General features: G+C 34.7%; 19 protein-coding genes. 14 read left to right on the top strand and 5 right to left on the bottom strand.

Annotated features, from left to right (window positions below; translation table 11 throughout):
- Positions 1 to 65: 65 nt before the first annotated feature.
- Positions 66 to 2057 (bottom strand): methyl-accepting chemotaxis protein, encoded by a 1992-nt coding sequence (locus ACTYA4_RS09685; RefSeq protein WP_443481892.1) that lies wholly within the window; start codon positions 2055 to 2057, stop codon positions 66 to 68.
- 388 nt (positions 2058 to 2445) lie between these two features.
- Between ACTYA4_RS09685 and ACTYA4_RS09680 the strand changes: the two genes are divergently transcribed.
- Positions 2446 to 3054: a cysteine hydrolase family protein gene (locus tag ACTYA4_RS09680; RefSeq protein ID WP_443481891.1), complete on the top strand. Its 609-nt coding sequence runs from the start codon at positions 2446 to 2448 to the stop codon at positions 3052 to 3054.
- Between the two features lie 320 nt (positions 3055 to 3374).
- A complete protein-coding gene (locus tag ACTYA4_RS09675; protein WP_445505616.1) occupies positions 3375 to 4847 on the top strand; it encodes an MFS transporter in 1473 nt (490 codons plus the stop codon).
- Between the two features lie 323 nt (positions 4848 to 5170).
- Here ACTYA4_RS09675 and ACTYA4_RS09670 read toward each other — a convergent pair whose 3' ends face one another.
- Positions 5171 to 6859 carry a methyl-accepting chemotaxis protein gene (locus ACTYA4_RS09670; protein WP_443481889.1) on the bottom strand — a complete coding sequence of 563 codons (1689 nt, stop codon included), beginning with the start codon at positions 6857 to 6859 and terminating at the stop codon, positions 5171 to 5173.
- 916 nt (positions 6860 to 7775) lie between these two features.
- Between ACTYA4_RS09670 and ACTYA4_RS09665 the strand changes: the two genes are divergently transcribed.
- The 8 genes from ACTYA4_RS09665 to gloA2 all read left to right on the top strand — a co-directional run bounded on the left by ACTYA4_RS09665 (position 7776) and on the right by gloA2 (position 15775).
- On the top strand, positions 7776 to 9515 hold the full coding sequence (locus tag ACTYA4_RS09665) for a phospho-sugar mutase (RefSeq protein WP_443481888.1): 1740 nt from the start codon (positions 7776 to 7778) through the stop codon (positions 9513 to 9515).
- Between the two features lie 258 nt (positions 9516 to 9773).
- A complete protein-coding gene (gene ssb, locus ACTYA4_RS09660) occupies positions 9774 to 10115 on the top strand; it encodes a single-stranded DNA-binding protein (RefSeq protein WP_445505615.1) in 342 nt (113 codons plus the stop codon).
- 16 nt (positions 10116 to 10131) lie between these two features.
- Positions 10132 to 10293 carry a hypothetical protein gene (locus tag ACTYA4_RS09655; RefSeq protein WP_443481886.1) on the top strand — a complete coding sequence of 54 codons (162 nt, stop codon included), beginning with the start codon at positions 10132 to 10134 and terminating at the stop codon, positions 10291 to 10293.
- A gap of 512 nt (positions 10294 to 10805) precedes the next feature.
- Complete coding sequence (locus ACTYA4_RS09650) at positions 10806 to 11468, top strand: hypothetical protein (protein WP_443481885.1); 663 nt, start codon at positions 10806 to 10808, stop codon at positions 11466 to 11468.
- A 19-nt stretch (positions 11469 to 11487) separates the two neighbouring features.
- Complete coding sequence (locus ACTYA4_RS09645) at positions 11488 to 12732, top strand: efflux RND transporter periplasmic adaptor subunit (protein ID WP_443481884.1); 1245 nt, start codon at positions 11488 to 11490, stop codon at positions 12730 to 12732.
- Positions 12733 to 13189: 457 nt separating this feature from the next.
- Positions 13190 to 13963 carry a WecB/TagA/CpsF family glycosyltransferase gene (locus tag ACTYA4_RS09640; RefSeq protein WP_443481883.1) on the top strand — a complete coding sequence of 258 codons (774 nt, stop codon included), beginning with the start codon at positions 13190 to 13192 and terminating at the stop codon, positions 13961 to 13963.
- A gap of 269 nt (positions 13964 to 14232) precedes the next feature.
- Complete coding sequence (gene galE / locus ACTYA4_RS09635) at positions 14233 to 15198, top strand: UDP-glucose 4-epimerase GalE (protein WP_443481882.1); 966 nt, start codon at positions 14233 to 14235, stop codon at positions 15196 to 15198.
- A 190-nt stretch (positions 15199 to 15388) separates the two neighbouring features.
- On the top strand, positions 15389 to 15775 hold the full coding sequence (gene gloA2, locus ACTYA4_RS09630; RefSeq protein ID WP_443482007.1) for an SMU1112c/YaeR family gloxylase I-like metalloprotein: 387 nt from the start codon (positions 15389 to 15391) through the stop codon (positions 15773 to 15775).
- A gap of 565 nt (positions 15776 to 16340) precedes the next feature.
- On the opposite strand, the gene tagU is transcribed toward gloA2, so the two are convergent.
- Complete coding sequence (gene tagU / locus ACTYA4_RS09625; protein WP_443481881.1) at positions 16341 to 17270, bottom strand: polyisoprenyl-teichoic acid--peptidoglycan teichoic acid transferase TagU; 930 nt, start codon at positions 17268 to 17270, stop codon at positions 16341 to 16343.
- A gap of 296 nt (positions 17271 to 17566) precedes the next feature.
- Here tagU and ACTYA4_RS09620 point away from each other — a divergent pair, with 296 nt between their 5' ends.
- The 4 genes from ACTYA4_RS09620 (at position 17567) to ACTYA4_RS09605 (ending at position 21224) form a co-directional block, all read left to right on the top strand.
- Positions 17567 to 17836, top strand: a complete 270-nt coding sequence (locus ACTYA4_RS09620) for a hypothetical protein (RefSeq protein WP_445505614.1) — start codon at positions 17567 to 17569, stop codon at positions 17834 to 17836.
- Between the two features lie 7 nt (positions 17837 to 17843).
- Positions 17844 to 19109: an RNA-guided endonuclease InsQ/TnpB family protein gene (locus ACTYA4_RS09615; RefSeq protein WP_445505613.1), complete on the top strand. Its 1266-nt coding sequence runs from the start codon at positions 17844 to 17846 to the stop codon at positions 19107 to 19109.
- 199 nt (positions 19110 to 19308) lie between these two features.
- The gene (locus ACTYA4_RS09610) at positions 19309 to 19578 is read left to right on the top strand and encodes a VanZ family protein (protein ID WP_443482453.1); all 270 of its coding nucleotides are present in this window, start codon (positions 19309 to 19311) and stop codon (positions 19576 to 19578) included.
- 98 nt (positions 19579 to 19676) lie between these two features.
- Positions 19677 to 21224: a glycosyltransferase family 2 protein gene (locus tag ACTYA4_RS09605; RefSeq protein WP_445505612.1), complete on the top strand. Its 1548-nt coding sequence runs from the start codon at positions 19677 to 19679 to the stop codon at positions 21222 to 21224.
- Between the two features lie 223 nt (positions 21225 to 21447).
- On the opposite strand, the gene ACTYA4_RS09600 is transcribed toward ACTYA4_RS09605, so the two are convergent.
- Together ACTYA4_RS09600 and tagD are read right to left on the bottom strand one after the other, a co-directional pair.
- On the bottom strand, positions 21448 to 22623 hold the full coding sequence (locus ACTYA4_RS09600; RefSeq protein WP_445505611.1) for a CDP-glycerol glycerophosphotransferase family protein: 1176 nt from the start codon (positions 22621 to 22623) through the stop codon (positions 21448 to 21450).
- Positions 22616 to 23011 (bottom strand): glycerol-3-phosphate cytidylyltransferase, encoded by a 396-nt coding sequence (tagD, locus tag ACTYA4_RS09595; RefSeq protein WP_443482450.1) that lies wholly within the window; start codon positions 23009 to 23011, stop codon positions 22616 to 22618. The genes ACTYA4_RS09600 and tagD overlap by 8 nt, the downstream gene beginning before the upstream one ends.
- Positions 23012 to 23164 lie beyond the last annotated feature (153 nt).

Genomic DNA, 23164 nt, shown 5'->3' with positions numbered 1-23164 from the left:
AGATTCCTTATGATATACATGCGAAAGGACACTAACCCTCATATACTAGTGTCCTTTTATCTTAATTATTCTATTTTAAATTTCTTTATTAGTGATTGTAGTTCTTCTGATAAAGAAGCAAGCATGTTTGCAGAAGCAGTGATTTCTTCCATCGATGCTAATTGTTCTTCTGCAGAGGCTGCTATTTCTTGTGTCGAGGAAGTGCTTTTCCTAGAAATGGCTGCAATTTGGTCGAAACCGTCAGATACTTGCTGCGAACCGACTGACATCTGTTCTACCGTCGCGTTCATATCGTCAAGGTAATGAGCAATTTTCTCGGTTGAATGGAAAAGTACTTGGAAACCTTCCTCTGTTTGTTTCGTAATATCAATACCTGATTGTACTTCTTTAGTCATTTGTCCAAATGTCTCAATGCTAACGTTTATTTCTTGAACGATTAAATGGATTAATGTCCCAATTTCTTTGGCGGAATTAGAAGACTGTTCTGATAATTTACGGACTTCTTCTGCTACAATTGCAAACCCTTTTCCTGATTCACCTGCTCTTGCTGCTTCAATCGCTGCATTTAATGCTAATAAATTTGTTTGATCAGCAATAGCATTCATCGTTTCTAGTATTTTCGTAATCTCAGATGATTTCTTCCCTAATTCCTTTACAACGGTTTCTGCACTTTTTACGGAAGATTCAATGGAATTCATTTGTGTTACAGTTTGTTGTACAAGTGTTCCGCCTTTTTCTGCAATTTTTGTAGAATGAACGGCTTCCTGTGTAATATTGGATGTCGTCGCAGCAACATTTTGTAAGCCAGTATTCATTTCTTGTATTTGTGATACATTTCTTTCGACTTCTTCGGACTGTGTTTCTTGTCCATTAGCATATGCTTCTATTGCTTGTGTAATATGTTCAGTTGCCTTACTCGTTTGCGCTGCACTCGCAGTCAGCTCTTCTGAAGATGCAGCTACATTATCAACAGAAGCAGTTATTGTCGTTATTAATGTACGCAGGGAAGCAGACATTTCATTAAAACTCTCGCCAAGCTGTCCAATTTCATCTTTCCTGCGTATTGTGATTTCTTCCGTTAAATCTCCCTCGCTAATTACTTTAGAAGAATCTACAAGCTTTCGCAATGGACGTGTGATGGAAATAATAATAAAGTAAACAATTACACCGCTTATCAGTATAGAAAATAGTAAAATCAATGCTGTTCGATTAAAGACGTCTGCAGCAGCATCTTCTACTTCTGTTAGATTCATCGTCCCGGCAATCTTCCAACCAGTTAGCTTATTCGTGTTAAAGAAAAGTTTTTTATCTACTCCCTGATATTGATAAGACAAATCGCCAACCCCATCTTTATCTGCAAACATCTTGGCAATCAAAGGGTGATTAGAAAAAGTACCTAATTTTTCGATAGGATGTGCAATAAATATTTTATTGGGATCCATTATATAAGCGTATCCTTCTTTCCCGATTTTAATTTGTTTTGTCATTTTTATAAGTTCATCTAGGTTAATATTTATGCCAACAACCCCTGATTTATCTTCCAGTTGCTGTGCAATTGTTATCACTAAGTTTCCAGTTGAAGTAGCAGTATACGGTGAAGTAATTACTAGGTTTCCATTACTGCTGGTTGCTTGTTTATACCAGTCTCTTTGTCTAGGATCATAATTTTTATCCATTTCTCTTGCTGGCGCATTAATAAACTGCCCTGTTGCACTTCCAATATAAATCGTTTCAATATCTTTATGTAAGTTGGAATATTGGTTTAGTACACGATTTGTCAGCTCAACTTTTTCTTGGGTAAAATTAGTTTTATTTAATGCTTTTGCCATATAATCCATATCTGTCTTTCTTTCATCTACTTCCCGTGAAATCAATTGATCAAGTACATCTACATTACTTTTAGCGCTATTTAAAATAGTACTTTCTAAACTGCTTTTTGCTGATTGATAGGCGCTATAACCAACAATTAAACTAGGAATAACTAATACTAATAAAAATGAAATAATTAATTTTTTTGAGATGGATGGTTTTATTATCCAATTTTTGGTTTTACGCATAAAGAATACCTCCCCGGTGACAGCTAAGTTTCTTTATAATATCGACAGAATATTTAAAAACTTTAGGTCGATAATACTATTATCATTGTGCTAATTAAATTTAATGCTCTTTTTGTATAGATTGTTGTTATTTAACCCGCAGCCTGAATACACTTCGCTCCTGTGGGGTCTCGTCTTTCTCGCATTCCCACAGGAGTCTACGTGTATTCAGTCTGCTGAATACTTCTTCTCCCCATTTTTTCACGTGAAAAACAAAAAACTTTGAGAAAACAGCCAAGCCGTAAATCATACAAATGTTGAGTTAATGGCGGATACGAAGTAAATAATTACAGATAATAGGAAGGATTAGCTCCCATATAAGGAAAAATCAAAGAGAAGAGGTAATAGTGTGCAAACAACTGGGAATCTTGAAAAAGCTGCTTTAATTATTGTAGATGTTCAAAATGATTTTTGTCATAAAGAAGGCAGTTTAGCTAAACAGGGATTGGATGTCAGCATGGTGGATAAGATGCTCCCCTCTTTAAAAAAGCTCATTATTGAATTAAAAGATTTGCATGTCCCAATTATCTATGTTCAAACCATTCATGAAGATTGTACAGATTCAGTTACTTGGAAAAAACGATTGAAAGATAAAAGTCAGGCAGATGTATGCAGAAAAGATACATGGGGAGCAGGTTTTTATGAGATTGCTCCTGATCAAAAAGATATCGTAGTAGTAAAACATCGATATAGTGCGTTTATTCATACACGATTAGATTCTGTGCTCCGTTCAATGAAAATTGAAACATTATTGATGGCTGGCGTCAGTACAAATGTATGTGTGGAATCGACTGCTCGGGATGGGTTTATGCTTGATTACGATATTATTTTTTTATCCGATTGTACGGCAGCTTTTTCAAAAGAAGCTCATGATATGACGTTGCAAAATATCGATCAATTTTTTGGAATGGTAGCGAGTTCGGAGGATGTAATCATCCATGCAAAACAAAATAATTAACTTTACATTTGGGAATATTTTGTACTTATTAAGAATATGCCTATAAGATGATGTTCAAAAAGGCACCAAATGATAAGCGGCGAATCTCTTCGTTGGCTTGCTTTTCCGCTACTCACGTATTTACAGGGGATCTTCAACTAAAAACGCTCACGTCCTGTTAGCAACGTTGAAGTCACCACATCCTGTGGAAGTCCGCTGTGTTGCTCAAAGCTACGCCGCCTCGACCTTCTTGCTTCTAATTTGTTACCTTTTTGAATACGCACTATAAGTATGGAGTAAAAACGAGGGGAAGTATCCCCTCTGTTAAAAAGGTGATGATCATGAAAAAAGGAGATCTTTCCAACTTTATATCCGCACACAGGATGGGCCAAGCAGAAGAAAATAAATCTCATTCTATCTTCTTGCTTCTATCTGTTTGTGCAGGAGCCTTTCTCTCTCATTTTTCTGCTGGATTTGTGAATATTGCACTTACCGATATTTCCATTTATTATTCTTCTTCTCTTTCATTGACACAATGGATTGTGAATGGATACTTACTCTCTATCATGCTTTTTTTGCCTTTTATGGGGAAATTGGCTGATCGATACGGGAAAAAGAGAATACATAATGTTGGATATCTTGTGTTTGCCGTTGGTGCAAGTGCTTCTGCCCTTTCTCCTTCGATTTCGGTACTTATTTTATGCCGAATCATACAAGGCATCGGTGCTTCTATGCTGCAAGCTGTAAATATGGCGATTGTTACCGATTCCTATCCGGACAAACATCGGGGAAAAGCGTTGGGGATTATTAGTACGTCTGTTGGCATCGGTGCATTATTAGGTCCGTCTGTCGGTGGTTTTATCATTAATGCTTTTACTTGGCAAATGCTTTTCTGGACAATTGTTCCTATCAGTGTGATTGCTTTTTTGGTGGCACAGCGTTTTATTCCGACAGATCGAAAGCAGCAAACATCCTCCTTTGATTATTTAGGAAGTGTATTATTTGGTATAAGCATTGTTTCTTTTGTTATTGTGTTAAACAGCATTGGGGAAGGGATCGTTTATTCATACTTGATCTTTATTTTTATCCTCAGTATAGGTAGTTTTTTCGGTTTTATTTATTGGAGTAAACGGGTGGAGCATCCGTTTATTCATCCGCGGATTTTTTCTTCTGGCATGGTGCGGGCAGGAGGAATTATTTTAATCATCAGCTATTGTGCTACTTTTGCTTCAATGGTCATATTACCATTTTATTTAAGGGGAATACTTGGCTATTCTGCTGATCAATCAGGCTTGTTATTAATGTGTTATCCGCTATTGTTAGCTTTATTTGGACCGGTTAGCGGTTCCTTATCAGATCGGTATGGAAGCATAAAAGTTGTGTTGGTTGGATTAAGTCTTTTATGTGCAAGTATGATAGGTTTAAGTTTATTATCTGAAACAACAACCTTGCCAACGCTCATTTTTCTTTTCAGTTTACTTGGTTTTTCAATGGGAATCTTAACCTCTCCTAATTATAGTATCATGATGTTTTATGTTCCAATCCAGTTCTTAGGGATGATGAGCAGTACGATTGCTCTATTAAGAAACATTGGAATGGTGCTTGGTACTGCTATTAGTATTACATTTATGAATAGCTGGTTGAATGTATCTATGGAAGAATGGATGAGCAGTCCGCATCATGCAGGCTTTGAACAAGTAATGTCCGGCTTTCATTATTTGTTTTTGTTATTGTGTGGATTAACGTTGCTAGTTGTTTTGTATTTTATCCGAAGCATTTGGAAAGCAGCTTCCATCGAAAAGGAAAGAAATTAGCAAAGGCTGTTTTCTAAAAGTTTGTTGTTTTTGAAAAAAATAATAAACATGGCTGAAGCACTGAGCAGCCTGAATACACGTAGACTCCTGCGGGAAAAGCGAGAAAGACGAGACTTAAGCAGAGCATGGCGACGAGGAGGCTCGGCACTCGTCCGCGGAAAGCGAAGTGTATTCAGGCTGTGGGTTAAATAACAACAATCTATACGAAAAGAGCGTTAGCAAAAAAGCAGTGCTCTAAAAAATTTAGGGCACTGCTTCTAAAGCTCTATCTTGAGTCATGAGAACAATTTTCTATAAAGCTGATCAAGGAGATTACACTTTTCTTATAATTTAAATCTTCCCACCAGTCCGGTAAGTTCTTCTGCCATTCTTGCCAGTTCTTCAGCTGAAGCAGTAATTTCCTGCATAGAAGCTAATTGTTCCTCTGTTGATGCAGCTACATCATCTGTATCAGCTGCATTTTGTTTGGAAAGAGTTACAATTTCATTCGCTATAGAATCTACTTCTTTTACACTTTTTGTAATATCGGAAAGCGTTTCAGTTACTTGTTCAATTTTAGGCGTAACATTTTTTGTGCTGTTTAAAATTTCAGAAAAAGTTTGTGCGGTTTCTTTTGAAATTTCTACCCCATTTTGGACCGTACTCATTGCCTCATGAAGAACGGTTACAGACTCTTGTGTTTCTTTTTGAATCGCTAGAATTAATTCCGCAATGCTTTTAGCGGATGTTTGGGATTGTTCGGCTAATTTGCGGACTTCATCTGCAACGATGGAAAATCCTTTGCCATGCTCCCCGGCTCTAGCAGCTTCAATCGCTGCATTTAATGCTAATAAATTTGTTTGCTCTGCAATGCTGCTAATAATGGTTAATATATTCCCTATTTCTTTTGACCGTTCAGAAAGAGAGGTGATCACTGTATTGATGCGAGTGACAGAATCTTGGATAAATTCCATTTGGGATAAATTGTTTTGAACAGAAACGGTTCCTTCTTCTGCTTTATGTGTAGCTGTTTGTGATAGTTCAGATACAAATTTCGTATCCTGTGAAATTTTTAAAATATTTTCTAAAATATATGCAACGTTTTGAGTATTCGTTTGAATGCTGGAAGTAGTAAATTCATTTCCGCTTGCAATTTGCTGTATGGACGATGCAATTGTTTCGGAAGCTTTGCTTGATTGTTCTGCACTTGCATTTAATTGTTCAGCAGATGCAGCAACATGATCTGAGTTTGCAGAAATATTTTGAATCATATCTGTAAGATTATGTTTCATTTGATTAAACGATTCATTTAATTCAAACAGTTCGTCTTTTGATTTTATCGTAATTTCTTCAATATTTAAGTTTCCTTCTGCTACTTTTTTTGTCGCATCTTTTAGTTTATTTAACGTATTTGATAAGAATAAAGAATAAGTTAAACCGATAATAATAGCTAATGCCGTAGCTGATACGCTAAAAATAATCATATACGTGATGCGAGTTTGAGAATCCTTTTTCGTCTTAGTTAATACAGGGTTTAATCTCTCGTCTTTTAACCAAGTTTTAAAAGATTCTATTTGATCTGTTAAATTATTGGAAAGTGCATCCATTTGTTTTAAGTCGTTTTGAAGGTCTCCTTCTTTGTTCGCTGCTCTATCCATACTGGAATTTGCTATTTCGACATATTGATCATTTACCCTCTCTATTTCTGCCAATCGATCTCTTGTTTCCTGGATGGTAGCCAGCTTTTTTCCTTTTTCTACTAATGATTGAATGGTGGCACTTGCTTCATTTAATTGATTTTTATCTTCCGAATTGTGATTCAGCATATATCCTTGATAATAACTTGTCTGCAAGGCGATATTTGTATGAATTTGTTCCGTTATAGAACGCGTTTCTATGACGGTGTTAATAACATAATTATATGCTTCATCCGTTTTCTTAGCATTCGTATAAGAATTAAAGGCAGCTATACCAAAAAGCAGGGAAATCAATAAGAAGCTCCCAATTAATTTTTGTTTAATACTTAAATTCATCTAATTCCTCTTCTCCTTAAATAGTGTATTCTTCAAGATAATTATATAATCTTTACATTATTTATCGACCGTGCTGATGACAATTTAAGGTTATATATATATTTAGATTGATAAAAAAATAAAAAAACGGAATAAAATTATTTTGTTATAGTAATGGAGAGGTTTATTTGTAGATGGTATACGTGCTGCCGAAATTTCGAAACACGCGTATTCTTTTAGCTGATTATGCGACATATAATAAAACTAGGCGAGTAGTTTAATCAAGTAGAAATATGAAACATATATTAAGGAAAAGGGGAGTTTAGGATGACAAATTCAGATGTAGTTCTTTTGCATTTTAAAAAAGGCTAGATTCTGAGTAAACAAGTTAATAAGGATGTTTTCGTATAGAATGTTGTTTTTAAACTCGCAGCCTGAATACACTTCGCTTTCCGTGGGCGAGCGACAAGCCTCCTCGTCGCATACGCTCCTGTGGGGTCTCGTCTTTCTCGCATTCCCACAGGAGTCTACGTGTATTCAGTCTGCTGAGCACTGCTTCTCCCATTTTTCATATGAAAATCAACAAACTTTGAGAAAACAGCCTTTAATAAAGACCTTAAAGCTATCGCTTATATACTTGTAAGGTTCGTTGTATTCTCTATGTGTTATTTCAAATAAGAGCGGCGTTCAAGTAGCGATATGGGACAAGTAGGACATTATCTAGTAGTAGAATGGTTTGCTCCGCTCGCGCCTCTTTTATTGTGGGAGTCCGCAATTGCTTATTCACTTTTACATAAGGGAATGTGAGGGGAACTCATGATCGTTTCTATAAAAGGGAAACGTATAGGGTAATTGATAAAAACGCTTTACTTATATACAAATTTTAGGTAATGTTAACGTAGATTAAATATTATACAAAAGGTGGGCATCAGGGAATATGGTTTATAAAGATATTGTTGAAAAATGGACTGGTTTTTCAGAATTAGAACCTAAATTAAAAGCAAAATTAGTAGAGTTGCAACAATCTGAAAAATTATTGGAAGATAGTTTTTATAAACATTTAGAATTTGGCACTGGTGGAATGCGTGGTGAATTGGGGCCTGGAATTAATCGAATGAATATTTATACTATTCGCAAAGCCGCCGAAGGGCTTGGTAAGTATATTGTAGAACAAGGAGAAGAAGCGATGAATCGCGGGGTTGCGATTGCATACGATTCTCGTCATCAGTCACCTGAATTTGCATTAGAAGTAGCTAAAGTGGTTGGGAAACTTGGGGTAAAATCATACTTATTTGAAGAATTGCGCCCAACACCTTTATTATCCTTTGCTGTCCGCTATTTAAACACGTTTGCAGGAGTAGTGATTACAGCAAGCCACAATCCTCCTGAATACAACGGCTTCAAAGCATATGGAGAAGATGGTGGTCAACTTCCTCCAGAAGCGGCCGATACGATAATTAAGTATGTAAATGCCGTAGAAAATGAATTAACGATTGAAGTGTTAGAAGAGAAAGAACTGCTTGAAAAAGGCTTATTAACTTATATTGGTGCAGATGTAGATGCAGCCTATGTGGAAAAGGTAAAAACGATTCAATTAAATGGCGCTTTAGCAGAAGTAAAAGATTTGAAAATTGTCTTTACTCCATTACATGGAACAGCAAATAAACCGGTTCGTGATGGATTAAAAGCATTTGGCTTTGAAAATGTAACCGTTGTTAAAGAACAAGAGCTGCCTGATGCTAATTTTTCAACCGTAAAATCACCAAATCCAGAAGAGCATGCAGCATTTGAAATTGCCATTCAATATGGAAAAGAAATTGATGCAGATATTCTTCTTGGAACAGATCCCGATGCAGATCGCCTTGGAGTGGCAGTAAAGGATTTAAATGGTGAATACACTGTGTTAACAGGAAACCAGTTAGGTGCATTAATGCTTGAATATTTATTATTGGAAAAACAAGCAAAAGGCAAGCTCCCAGAAAACGGTGTGGTCATCAAAACAATCGTTACATCTGAAATTGGCAGAACGATTGCAAAAGCATACGGCATACCAACAATCGATACATTAACAGGCTTTAAATTTATTGGTGAAAAAATAAAAGAATTTGAACAAACAGGAGAGCATACTTTCCTTTTCGGCTATGAAGAAAGCTACGGATATTTGATTGGTGATTTTGTTCGTGATAAGGATGCTGTTCAGTCTGCCATTTTTGCTGCAGAAGTGGCCGCTTACTATAAATCAAAAGGGCTGACTTTATATGAAGGCTTATTAGAAATATTTAAAAAATACGGATTCTATCAAGAAGGTTTAGAATCTCTTACTCTTAAAGGAAAAGACGGTGCAGAACAGATTGCCTACATTATGGATACATTCCGCAAGCAGCCAATCGAAAATGTAAGTGGATTAAAAGTAGTTTCAGTTGAAGACTATTTAACAAGCAAAAAACTAGTAGGTTTAACCGAATCAGTAATCAATCTACCAAAATCAAATGTTATTAAATACCATTTAGAAGATGGATCTTGGTTCTGCCTACGTCCATCAGGTACAGAACCAAAAGCGAAATTCTATTTCAGTGTTACAAGCTCTTCATTAAAAGAAAGCACTGCAAAATTAACAGCCCTTAAAGAAGGCGTAATGAAGAGTGTAAAAGCGGTAGTGGATAGTTATAACAAATAAAATGTAAGATGAGAAAAAAAGATTCCTTGTATAGGGAATCTTTTTTTCATTTTCTGTGAAAAATTATGCTGTTTCTAAAAAAATAAAAAAATGAATGATTTTGTCAGTATAGGACGAAAAATGGGCAAATGAATTAATAATCACTTAGCGAAAATTAAGAATTCAGCTTGTTAGCAATCTGAAAACTTATTTTTCGCTATTTTTCATAAAAAGAACTTTTTAGTATGATAAAAACACCCGAAAAGAAAGGAGGCATATATGATTAATCAAGTCACATTGGTAGGTAGATTAACCAGAGACCCAGAACTAAGGGTGACGCAGGAAGGAACATCTGTTACAAATGTAACGATTGCTGTTGGCCGCAATTTTCGCAATCAGGCTGGAGAATATGAAACAGATTTTGTTCAATGTATTTTTTGGAAAAAAACAGCGGAAAATACCGTTCATTATTGCAGAAAAGGCTCATTAATCGGAATCATGGGCAGAATTCAAACACGCAATTATGAAAACCAGGAAGGTAAAAGAATATACGTAACCGAAGTTATTGCGGAATATGTAAAATTTTTAGATCCGAAAAAAACGGAACAGATGATTCCTTAAAAAGGGGAGGATGCGGGTGAATATTGCACCGAATATTAATGATTTGCTCGTGACACTTATTGCGATGCAAGGAAAAAATAATAAAAAAATCGCACAATATGAAACAAGAATAGCTCAATTAGAGCATATCATTCAATCTGAAATTTTGCCGCGTTTATCTGCTCAGACATCCACATAACGATAATCTTCTATATTAATGAAATTCTAAATATTTTATCCATCCTGTTTAAAAAATCTTTTTAAACAAAAATTCCTCTTAAAATAAAATCAATCAAGTCCTCCTATACTCCTTCTTTTTTGCAGCGTAATTAATTTACGCTGTTTTTCTTTTTATATAGGCTCTGTTAAATTTCAGTGTTGATTTATCATGGTCAGGAAATTCACTCGCTTTCCGCGGACGAACTTGCAAGCCTCCTTGCTCGTACCTCACTGCGGTTTCTTTCCATCCCGTTTTTCCGCAGGAGTCTCGCAAATTTCCTTCCAAAATCAACATGATCGCTAAAGAACTACATACCTCCAGTAAAGAACCATGTACAAGAAATACTTGAGTACCTTTACATAATCTGGTTTTCAGTTAAAATAAGATAGTCATCCTATTTATAATTAGATTAATTACAAGTAAACTATTTTTTATATAATAGAATAGATTCTGTTAAACCATTTATGTAGATTGTAAGGGGGAGTTTCAGGGTGAATTTTTATGCCCAAGTAATACGAGGATTAAAAGCCATCAAGAGTTTTTCTTATGAGCTTGAGAAAACAGAAAAAATAGCAAGTTTAACAAAAAACATTGTTCTTCTTTTTATCGTAACAACTGTACTGTATGGATTAAGCAGTTTTTTCGGTATAGGAAATGAGGTTGTTTCTCGGGAATTAACACAATACAGTGCTAGTGATTTTGAATTAAACAAATTATTATTTGCAATTGGACAAATTAGTTGGGCATGGGTATTTCTTTCTATTCATCTATTTTTAGTACCGTTATATTTTTATGCCTTTACAGATATAGACTATCAAAAGCTACTATATATTCAGTTTATAGCAGTCTTTGTGCTGCTTTTGGAGAAATTACTGTTGCTACCCTTGCAGCTGTATTTTGGTTTGACACCATTATCCTCCATCTTTTCATTAGGGATTATTGCACAAGCTATTACAACCAAAAAAATAGTCTATTATTTTTGTACGGAAATTACCATATTTAAATTATGGATGATGTATATTCAATATAAATATTTAACTGCTCTTTCAGGGAAAAACCGATCATTTATCCTATTGCTTGTCGTTGTTATCTATGTATTTTTTCTTCTGATAGCGGCATTAACACAATACTGGAAGTTAGAAGAATTAATATAATATAGAGAGGAGGAAAAAAATGAACTGGAAAAAAAGTGCGCTATTCATCGTCATTATCTTATTTATTGGTGCCAATATTACCTTGCTGCTTAAAACGAAACATCCATTTGATCACAGTACATATGTACATGCATGGACTAAAGCTGCGGAAAGAGATTTAGTGCAAAGATTAGGAAAAGAAGGAATAAGTTTACCGCTAGAAAAACAAACTGTTTATTTGGATAAAAGTAAAGGTGACTTCAGTGGATTTTTAGTGAAAAACGGAGAATTTGTCGAATCTAATACACCACTGCTTGCCTATAAGAATAATACGGCAAAAAATTCGACAGACGAGTTGGCGTTGGAGATTCAGCAATTAGAAAAGGAACGGAGCAGTCTGCAAGTACAAGTGGGAGAGCTGTCCCGTTTACTCTCTAGTTTATCCTCTTCTCCTCCAAACTTAGATGAAAATAATGAGAACGAAAATAATGAAAATGACAATAATGAAAATAATAACAATAATAATGAGCATATTGCGACTTCCGTTCAACAGCAAATTTTAGACAAACAACAAGAGCAGGCAAAGGTTGCCGCAGTGATTGAAAAAAAGCAAGCTTTGCTGCAAATGCATCGAGCAGGATTAGCTAATTCACTGGAACGAAGCACGATTTCTGGCTATATTGCTGAAGTGAAAGAAGATTTAGCTAATCCTATTATAACTGTCGTTTCGAAGGATCAGAAGGTAGAAGGTTTGCTTAAGGAAGCGGAACGAACAAAAATCAAAGAAGGAATGGAAGTACTTGTAAAAGATAGTAGCGGGAAAGAGTATACAGGTGCGGTTGATTATGTTTCAGCACTACCAAAGGATCATGCATCTATTAAAAAAGAAAGTCTGTATCCTTTTACTATTAAATTAAATGAACAGCCAAAAGAAATGGTAAGTGGAACACATGTCAATGTGCAGATAATTACAAAAAAAGTACTAAATGCCATCTCTATTCCGAAAAAGAGTGTTTTATCTAAAAAGGGTAGTGACAAAATTTATGTCATCGAAAATGGTTTTTTAGCAAAAAAAGGAGTGCAAACAGGGTTGCAAGTTGACGGTTATCAGCAAATAACCATGGGAGTAAAAAAAGGTGACATCGTCATTATTCCATCGGTAAATAAAAAGATAAGCAACCATCCTTATATAACGCCAATCAAAGTAAAAGAGTGGCGCAATTTAACGATAGAAAATCGAAGAAAAAAAGAGTTGCTTCGCTATGTTTTAAAAGGTTTTTTATAAAAAAGTAGACAGATACTTTTTGTTTCGGTTATGCGATAAAAAGACAGTACGACATTCACTTAAGAATGGAGGTGCTGTCTTTTTGCTACCTTGAAAATAGGGTTCCGCAGGTGGAATACACTTCGCTCGCCCCGTGGAAAGCGAGCGGTAAGCCTCGGAGAACAGAACGGAAACCCTTACTTCCTAATCAGTTACTTATTTTCCTGTTTTTTGAAACTTAGGTTGATGACATTGGTTGCGGGCCTTCTTTTAAAATCAACAATAAAAATGAACAGAGACTTAAAAAATGAAAAATATGTACCAAGAGAGAAACCAAAAATAATGAATTCGCTTTCTTTTCTAGGGGATAAAAAAACTGCCCACAAATGCTTGACTCAAACTGGTTCCGTTGGTGAATTGTATCGAGCTCGGTTTTTTTATATAATGTAAGATACACAGAAATAGGAGAGTTAATTGAATGATGGAAAAAAGATGGATGGGAAATATTCTCGTAAATGTAGTAAATACAAATGATGCCATTTATTATATTGATAAACGTTTAAGTGAAAAAAAATCTACTGATTTATATTTTTTAAATGACCATTGCTATAATCTTGCGCAGGAAGATAGTCATTATCGTGATGTAATAAATAATGGCGATCTTTTATTAAATGATGGAATTGGTATTGAGGTTGGTGCTAAGCTATTTGGTTTTCGATTTAAAGAGAATCTAAATGGCACCGATTTTATTCCAGCATTGTTTCAGCATTTAAATAGTAGTCACAGTCAGAAATACCGTATATTTCTTTTAGGTGCGAAACAAGGGATTGCAAAAGATGCGCTTAAGAGGCTGCAGCAACAGTATAAACAACTAGAGTTTGTAGGGGAGCACCATGGCTATTATGATCCCAACCATTCAGGAGCTGTTATTGATGACATTAATAATAAAAAAACGGATATATTATTAGTTGGCTTCGGAATGCCTCTTCAAGAAAAGTGGATTGCAGAAAATCGTTCGAAATTAAATTGTACCCTTATCCTTGCTGTCGGTGCTTTTATTGATTTTTCATCTGGAAATGTAAAACGGGCCCCTGAAATGTTTAGAAAGCTTCGGCTAGAATGGCTGTACCGGATGGTAAAGGAACCAAAAAGATTATGGAAAAGAAATCTTGTTGGTCATGCTGCGTTTTTTTATTATGTATTAAAACAAAAATACAAGAAAAAAACTGTTCCCGATAAAATGGGTTCTTAATGTAAAACGTATAATAATAAGATGTTGCAGCATTTGTTGTAGCATCTTTTTTGTTATATTGATAAGTATCATGCCGGTTCTTGTTTAAACGAATCACTATAGAATCAGTTGGAATATAATAATTTGGTAAGAAAAGTTTTAAATGCCATGTATTCCTATGATAAAATACAGATATTGGGGGAATGAAACGATCGTAAAATATACGATTCGTTTTTGATAGTTTGATTGTAATGATATACATACTAGATTGATAGCAAAGGAGCAGGTTTATGATATTAGTAGTAGGAGGCGCTGGCTATATTGGCAGCCATTTAGTAAAAGAATTAGTAGAGAAAGAAGAAGTTGTTGTTTTAGATAATTTAACAACAGGTCATGAGGAAGCGGTTGATTCACGTGCTGTATTTATAAAAGGTGATTTAGGAAAAGAGGAAGATTTAGAACCTATTTTTTCTAACTATCCGATTAAAGCTGTGATGCACTTTGCTGCCTATAGCTTAGTAGGGGAGTCTGTTCAAGATCCATATAAATATTATGAAAACAATGTTGCCAATACATTAACTTTATTGAAAGTGATGTTAAAGCATAAAGTGAAAAACTTTATTTTTTCTTCTACTGCAGCTACATACGGCATACCGGAAGAGGATATCATTTTGGAAAACTCTGCAACATTACCAATTAATCCATATGGAAAATCGAAATTAATGGTAGAACAAATTTTAGCAGATTTTCATCAAGCCTACGGATTGAACTATGTTGTATTACGTTATTTTAATGCAGCAGGTGCTCATGCATCAGGTGAAATTGGCGAAAATCATGATCCAGAAACGCATTTAATTCCGATTATCTTACAGCATTTATTAGGTAAAAGAGACTCCATTTCTGTGTTTGGAACAGATTATCCAACAGAAGACGGCACTTGTATCCGTGATTATATTCATGTAACCGATCTTGCGGAAGCACATATTAAAGCATTAGAAGCACTTTTAGATGGTCGCAAGGAAGCAGAAACATATAATTTAGGAAATGGAGTAGGCTACTCTGTAAAAGAAGTGATTGAAACATGTGAAAAAGTAACGGAACAAAAAGCAAAGGTTGTTTTTGCAGAAAGACGTGCTGGAGATCCTGCAAGACTTGTTGCTTCTTCTGATAAAATTTATAAAGAATTAGGATGGAAGGCTGAATGTGATTTAGAAATGATTATTGGAAGTGCGTGGAATTGGCATAAGGGAAGTTAGGCTGGCGGCAAACGCTCGCTTTCGTCGTTGCTCGTCTTGTTCGGATGCCTATTACCCTAAAACGGTAACTCTGCACTTTACAAATTTCGCCTTAGAAAGCCAAGTGTTTTTGAAGAGCCTATACTTGTGGCTTCGAGAGTAGTAATTAGTCTTGAAGCTATAACGTTTTTTGAAGGAAGGTGCTAACATGATGAAGATAAAGAGGATTCACCATATTGCCATAATTTGCAGCGACTATGAAAAATCAAAATATTTTTATGTGGATATACTAGGATTTACTCCTCAATTAGAAGTTTTTCGGGCAGAAAGAGAATCCTATAAACTAGATCTAAAAGTAAATGATGTATATCAAATTGAATTGTTTTCTTTTCCTAACCCAAAAGAAAGACCTAGTTATCCTGAAGCAACAGGCTTACGTCATATTGCCTTTGAAGTAGAAGATATTAATGAAACAATAGGTTATTTAGCAGACCATTGCATTGAGGTGGAAGAAGTAAGAACCGATCCTTATACAAATAAAAAATATACCTTTTTTGCTGATCCAGATGGACTGCCAATTGAAATTTATGAGATGTGAAAAAAATCGTGAAGTATAGAATGATTTATAGTATTTAAATAACATTCGTTGCGATAATCAGAAGAAACAGAAAATTCCAACAAAACACGACATGATATTTTCCGGGAAATGTCGGGGAATGTTTCTAATTAGCAAATGATAATGACTCATCAACAAAAGCTCGATTTATAATGAGCCATCAATGTGGAATGGAAGCAAGTTTCCTTTTGGAGGAACGTAAGAAATACAAATCTCTAAACAAGAAAAAATCCTTTACACTCACATTTGTAGTGAAAATGTGAGTGTAAAGGATTTTTTCTAATGGCTGTTTTCTAAAAGTTTGTTGTTTTTTATAATACATTTGGAAAAGCGTTTCTTAGCAGCCTGCATACACGTAGACTCCTGTGGGAATGCGAGAAAGACGAGACCCCACGGAGCGTATGCGACGAGGAGGCTCGACGCTCGCCCACGGAAAGCGGAGTGTATTCAGGCTGCGAGTTTAAAAGCAACAATCTATACGAAAACAGCTTTCTAAAAGGTTAAGAAAGAATAAATTTATTGAAGCCTGAAGTGTGTCTAGCTTTTATTATTTTATTTCTAACTGTTCTTTCATTTCCTTTTGAACTTTTGTTTTTTCTTCATCAGGAACGATTAAATACCATATATTATTTATCTTTTGACCTGAACCTGTAATGGTTTCTTGATTTATGTTATTTGCAGCCGCTTTATAATGTTGTTGAATTTCTACCATTTCATCAAAAGTAAGATTGGTTTTAATATTTTTACTTAATGCATCAAAAATATCACCAAAATTAGTAAGGGAATTTAAGCTTGCTCCTTCTTTTATCACCGCTTGAATGATTTCTCGTTGTCTTAATTGACGTCCATAATCACCACGTGGGTCATCATAACGCATACGAGAAAACTTTAAGGCTTTGTCGCCATCTAATGTAATAGATCCTTTTGGAAAGTGAATCCCTTCATACGTAAAGTCTAAATCGTTCTGAACTGTCACTCCATCAACAGCATTTACGATATCTTTAAATCCTTCCATATTGATTTGCATATAGTAGTCAATTGGGATATCAAGAAAGTTTTCAACTGTATCCATCGACATAGCGACACCGCCAAATGCGTAGGCATGGTTGATTTTATCGCTTGTACCATGGCCAATGATTTCCGTTCTTGTGTCACGAGGAATACTTAGCATTTTAACAGAATTATTATTAGGGTTAACGGCAAGTACGATCATCGTATCGGAGCGGCCGTTGTCTCCGTCCCGTTCATCCACTCCAAGCATTAAAATGGAAAAAGGCTCTTTTTTATTTAATTGAATGTCTTCTACTCGTTTGCTTGCTGTTCTTTCAACAGGCTGATGCATTGTACCAACAGCATCTGTTAAAGATTTATAGATAGAAAATATATAAGCACCAATAGCAATAATAATTAACAGGAATAGACTGAGTAGTATTCGTAGCCATATTCTTTTTTTCTTTTTTGGCTTAGTGGAAACCATTCGATAAAATCCTCCATATCTTTACATAATTTGATAGACTATAATAAAGAATAGCAAAAAAATAGCATATTGCATAGTTTTGATGAGAAAATAGAATATTTCCTATAAAAGGAAGTTTCATAGAAAAATAAGTATAAAATTTTTAAACTTAGATGAGTGTCTAGCTCCGGCGCCTAGCCCTTGTGAAAAATAACCCTTTTCCCCTAAAAGTAAAAAGCACTTTTCGAGTAAAATGAACATTTTTCTTCAGGGCTGAGCAAGGCGCCTGCGCATTTCTTATTTAGAAGGAGAATATAATGAAAAAAACGGTATTTTTGTGGTTGCCTATTATAATGATTATTACAATAATTTTTGGATTTTCTTCAGAGCCTTATAAAGATCAAGATATTACACCATGGCTGCAAGCGTTAGAGGAAAACGAGTTTTTTAACTCGTTATTATCACCGGTAGCTTTTACGTATGCCGAAAAAGAAATCAGTGTGCAAGCTTTAGGTGTGGCACATGTTATCGAATTTTTTATCATAGTTGAGCGAGAAGACTCCTTCCTCAAGGAACGAAGAGAGTAGGTGGGAGATGAATCGCCTTCTTTTTTTTTGTTTAAAAGAAGATATAACTGGAACGCTTGTTCTTGTTTTGGTAAAATATTCTTATCAAAAGAAGGTGGTGAAACAAATGCCAACCATTACGATTAAACTGCCCTTGTTTCAACCAACAAAAGTGAAAGAAAAGATGTATGAAATGATGCGACAAAACTTTTCGGAAGCTTGTAATATAGCTATTCAATACAAAAAAGAAAATCCTGCAGTAACAAAGTCGGAATTAGATAAAAGATTAGCTCCTATTGAACTTCCTTCTACCCTCATTCAAGAAGCTAGAAAACTGGCACTTAGTCGATACGAGGACTGGAAAAAGAATAAGAAAACGAAAGGCTTTCCTTCTTTTCGCAGAAGAATATCCATTCTATTTAATAACCAGAATTGGAGGTTAAGACAGGATAATGGTTATCTTAAGTTGGGAATTCCTACAATGGAGAAGGGAAATCTTACAATAGATAAATACGTTCCTTTAAAGACCAATGCGTATACTCTTTTTTGGATTGGTTTTCTTTTGACGGAAGAAATGGACAAAAACTCTCCATTCTTTCAAGCATCCTATGACAATATCTCCAAATTAAAAAAGGGAAACGGACAATTGTTCTATAAGAAAGGAAAATGGTATTTTTCTTTTGCACTTTCGTTTGAATTAGAGAAAAAGTCTACAGGTACAAAATCTATTGGGGTTGATAGAGGACTAAAATATATTGCGGTACCTGGAGATAGGGAAATAGGCAAGTATATTCATTTTAACGGAAAACAGATTGGTCATATTCGTAGAAAATTTTTTAAACTTCGCAGAAAAATTCAAAAAGCGAAAAATACGAAAGCGTTGAAACGATTAGAAAATAAAGAACAACGTATCATTCAATACTGGAATCATGTCATCTCAAAGAAAATGGTTCAGTTTGCTAAAGATTGTGGTGCTTCTATCATTAAAATCGAAGACCTCTCTTCTATTCGTTCTATGAAAAAATATTGGAAAAAAAGCGACAGAAATATTCATTCCTGGGCTTTCTTTGACTTAGAAACAAAACTTATATACAAAGCACAATTAGCCGAGCTGGAAGTGCAAAAAGTAGATCCGTATAAAACGAGTCAAGAATGCTCCAAATGTGGACATAAACAAAAAAAGAACCGTCGAGGCTCTTTGTATACATGCTCATGTGGACATAAACAAAATGCAGATGTCAATGCAAGTTTTGTTATATCTACACGACCATCAAAAGATATAACTGCGGCTTAAAACCGCTGTAAAGGATTCAATGTCCTTCACAAGGCTCCTGACTGAGCTGTACACCTAACTGATGATTCCCTACCGTTCTTTGTTTTAGAAACAACGTGTGGACTGGGAGGAGGTAACGGTAACACCAAAGGCACTGACGGTTTGTAACGCAGTGAAATCCCTTTGGAATCCCCTTCCTCAAAAAACGTTAAGATTTTAGGTGGGGGAGGATGTCAATCTTGCATTTTTTACAATTCGAGCATTCCGAACTTATAAGCAGTCTACATTAAAGGCAGCCGTGATTAGTTTCTTGTTTGTGCTGATTTATGCTATATTAGATGAAACGCATCAACTATTTAAAGATGGAAGAACTCCGCTTAAATCGGATGTAATTGTTGATTGCTTTGGAGGAGGCTTAGGAATAGTCTTTTATTTAGTTTGGAAAAGGGGCCGGAGCTACGTCAACTTTAATGAAAAAAAAGCGGCGTGATAGTGCTTGGTAGATTGTTTTTTTATCCTAAGTTTAAGATAATACATAAGCGATATAATATAAAAAATAAAAGAGAAACAGAAAGAGAGTGTTAAGAGTTGTCTAATACTTATAATAAATTAGATTTTGAAAAACAACATAAAATACAATACAATAGCGACGGTTACTTTATTGCTAATAAAAAACCAAGCCTATTTGATGTCTTAAAAAAGAAAAAAGATAAAGTGGTAACGGTTGTTACACCTGTTTATAATGCTGAAAAATATTTAACGAAAACGATTGATTCTGTTGTGAATCAAACACTGAACTTTAATGAAATAGAATACATATTAGTGGATGATGGTTCAACTGACCAATCACGTCCTATATTGTTAGATTATGCAAAAAAATATGCGAACATGGTTGTTGTATTTTTAGAGAAAAATACAGGGACGCCTGCTCAGCCGAGAAATTTAGGAATCGAGTTAGCTACAGCACCATATATTACTTTTTTAGATGCAGATGATTGGTTAGAACAAGATGGTTTGGAAACATTGTATCAAATATTAAAAGAATCCAACGATGATTATGTGGTAGGAAAAACGATACAAGTGGAAACAAAATCAACGAAAATTGTAGGAGAACACGAATCATGTATGGAAAGAAGAGGAGTGTTGCCGACTTCTATTCCCCATATTTTTCAACATTTAGGACCTCGTTCAAGAATGATGAAAACAAGTGTATTAAAAGAAAATAATATTAGATACCCTGAAATGAAGTTTGCAGAGGATAAACAGTTTTTTATTGATGTATTAACAAATGCGAAAACAATATCTACTACAACGAAACCAATTTATTATTTAAATCGATTAGATGAAAACGATGCGTCCTTAACAAAACAAACGTCCATTATGCAGAAGATGGACACAAATATAAAAGTAATTAATTATGTGAAAAGTAAAAAACTAGACATAAAGACAGAAAAGATGATTTTAAATCGACTATATGAGTTTGATTGCATTACAAGGTTATTTAATAGACAGCATTTTTTCAAAAGCAAAAATAAAGAAGCGTATTATGAGAAATTTAATGAAGTGATAGAAACGACAAAAGATCTTCCTTATTCTATCGAGGATCAGTTTTTTCATCCCATTAATAAAGTAGTCTACCATATGTTTTTAAAGGGAGATCAGGAGAAAATTGAGCCGCTGTTTAAGTGGGATAAAAAAGAAAAAGTGAAGGAAATCGAAGTAATTGATGACTTGCCTTATATGGTGACACCATTCGAGGAAAATAAACATATTAGAGTGTCGATGGCTGGTTTCTATCAGGAAGGAATATTCAACGAAGATAAGTATACATTGAGCTTTTCGGTTTATGGAGATTATATACATGAAGTGAATGATATCATTCTTCGAGACAGAAATGATCCAGAAAATCAATATTCCTTCGAAGTAATGAAAAAAGATAATCATTTATTTGAATTAACTATTCCTATGTCAGTTTTAAAAGGTTTCAAAAAAGCAGGATACGCGATATTTCTTCGCTATAATGATTATCAAAAAATTAGCTTGATCCGAAAAGAACCGAATCAAATAATGTATGAAAAAAGATTATATCAATTTTATACAACCGTTAATTCTAATTTAGGATTTAACATTAAATAATAGGCTATGTTAAAGCTTATTGTTGATTTTGGCACTATGTTGATTGGAGTGGAAGGCGTGAGACTCCTGCGGGAAAAGCGAGTCAGAGGGAGACCCCACAGGCGCATAGCGCCGAGGAGGCTCCCGGACCGCCCGCGGAAAGCGAACGCCTGGAACGGAAATCAACAGGCAGGTTTACAGAGGCAAATAATAAAAAAGACTAGACGGAGAAAAAGCTTTTCGTCTAGTCTTTTTTTACCCATTCTAATAATAAGTGAGCCGTTTTATAACTGGAACAGCCTACGGAATATTCATTCCATTCTTGATGAAACCGGTTGGTTTTTTCCGTATTGACACTTTGACTTTTTATTATGTCAATGATCTCTGCTGTATTGGATACGATGGGACCAGGAACAAGCTCCTCATAATCTTCCCAGAAACCTCTTGATTTTTTGTATTCGTCTAAATCATAAGGGAAAAAAATCATTGGTTTTTCCAAAAAGGAGAATTCGAATGGGATAGACGAATAATCTGTAATTAAGTAATCGGTTACTAAAAGTAATTCGTTAATATTAGGGTAATTTGTTAAGTCGTATACAAAATCCTTATATGTATCGAAATGCAGTGTATTCGTTATATGCGGATGTAGTTTTAAGATAAGGATATACTCTTCTTGCAAACTAGCTTTCATTAACGAAAGATCTAATGGCAATGTATAGTTTTTTTCCCCATCCCTATATGTAGGTGCATATAAAATCACTTTTTTATGTTGAAAATTTGGATAAGCAGCGTAAATTTGTTGTTGAACTTTATTTTTTGTATCTTTTTGAAAAAACAAATCCGTTCTTGGAATGCCTAATGGCAGCATCTGATCTTTATTGGCTCCAAACGCTTCTTGAAAGATGGTCGACATTTTGTCAGAACCGGTCGAAATGTAGTGGAATTGCTTGTATACTTTCTGGAAACGAGTTCTTGCCGCAGCAGTTCTCGTTTTAATAGATGGATCTTTCCGTCCAAATTGTTTAATGGCTCCTGCTGCATGCCATATTTGCAGGCATTTCACATTTCGTTTAAAACGAATAGTTGATAAATAGCCATAATAATTATCAACTACTATTATTTTAGCAGTAGCAAGATGATAGATGCCTATTAAAAAAGTGAGAAATTTAATTGGTGAAAACAATAAGACGGTATCTGTTTGCTTCTGGTGCTCGATAAAATAACTAAATGTTCGTTTCTCCGTTAAAAAAACACATGGAATGTCAGCCTGTTGTGTTTTTAATTCGTTATATAAATAAAGATTATTTTCAGCAAAAGAGACACAAAAAACTATTTTCTTTTGCTGAGGAAATAGTTTTGCGATCCTAAACAGAAAAGAAAATAGTAATAAATAAGCAGAAATGGCTAGTTCTCTAGCCATTTACTTTAAAAAGATCTTTCTTAATTTTTGATGTCGAAATGCCAACCGTTCTAGGTAAATAAACAACTTCACAATGATCTTTTAAGAAATCAAATTTACCTTCCCAATCGTCTCCCATAACAAATATATCAATATTATGGTTGATAACGTCTTTTACTTTTTGATCCCAATCATTCTCTGGTATTACTTCATCTACATAGCGAATGGCTTCTAATATCATTTTACGATTATCGAAACTGTGGTATGCTTGTTTATTTTTTATAGCGTTAAATTCATCGGTAGAAATAGCAACAGTTAAGTGGTCGCCTAATTCTTTTGCGCGCTTCAAAATATTAATATGGCCCCAGTGCAGTAAATCAAAGGTTCCATAAGTAATTACTTTTTTCATTTTTTTCCTCCCGAAATAATATAGTCGGTTAAATTTAGTTGATTTATAATATGAATCGTATGTGTATATAATATGTGTATATCATTTATATTTGCATAATTATTTATTCTAAAACTTTTATTTGCTTCTGACAAGTAGAAGTATAAAACGATT

The organism is Niallia yueguangensis, assembly GCF_052663115.1.
This window is presented reverse-complemented; position numbering and strand designations above follow the sequence as displayed.

Coding starts and splice junctions, on each gene's coding strand:
- ACTYA4_RS09685 (WP_443481892.1), bottom strand. CDS start 2,057: ATGCGTAAAACCAAAAATTGGATAATAAAACCATCCATCTCAAAAAAA.
- ACTYA4_RS09645 (WP_443481884.1), top strand. CDS start 11,488: ATGAACTGGAAAAAAAGTGCGCTATTCATCGTCATTATCTTATTTATT.
- ACTYA4_RS09675 (WP_445505616.1), top strand. CDS start 3,375: ATGAAAAAAGGAGATCTTTCCAACTTTATATCCGCACACAGGATGGGC.
- gloA2 (WP_443482007.1), top strand. CDS start 15,389: ATGAAGATAAAGAGGATTCACCATATTGCCATAATTTGCAGCGACTAT.
- ssb (WP_445505615.1), top strand. CDS start 9,774: ATGATTAATCAAGTCACATTGGTAGGTAGATTAACCAGAGACCCAGAA.
- ACTYA4_RS09665 (WP_443481888.1), top strand. CDS start 7,776: ATGGTTTATAAAGATATTGTTGAAAAATGGACTGGTTTTTCAGAATTA.
- tagD (WP_443482450.1), bottom strand. CDS start 23,011: ATGAAAAAAGTAATTACTTATGGAACCTTTGATTTACTGCACTGGGGC.
- galE (WP_443481882.1), top strand. CDS start 14,233: ATGATATTAGTAGTAGGAGGCGCTGGCTATATTGGCAGCCATTTAGTA.
- tagU (WP_443481881.1), bottom strand. CDS start 17,270: ATGGTTTCCACTAAGCCAAAAAAGAAAAAAAGAATATGGCTACGAATA.
- ACTYA4_RS09600 (WP_445505611.1), bottom strand. CDS start 22,623: ATGGCTAGAGAACTAGCCATTTCTGCTTATTTATTACTATTTTCTTTT.
- ACTYA4_RS09670 (WP_443481889.1), bottom strand. CDS start 6,859: ATGAATTTAAGTATTAAACAAAAATTAATTGGGAGCTTCTTATTGATT.
- ACTYA4_RS09615 (WP_445505613.1), top strand. CDS start 17,844: ATGAATCGCCTTCTTTTTTTTTGTTTAAAAGAAGATATAACTGGAACG.
- ACTYA4_RS09620 (WP_445505614.1), top strand. CDS start 17,567: ATGAAAAAAACGGTATTTTTGTGGTTGCCTATTATAATGATTATTACA.
- ACTYA4_RS09640 (WP_443481883.1), top strand. CDS start 13,190: ATGATGGAAAAAAGATGGATGGGAAATATTCTCGTAAATGTAGTAAAT.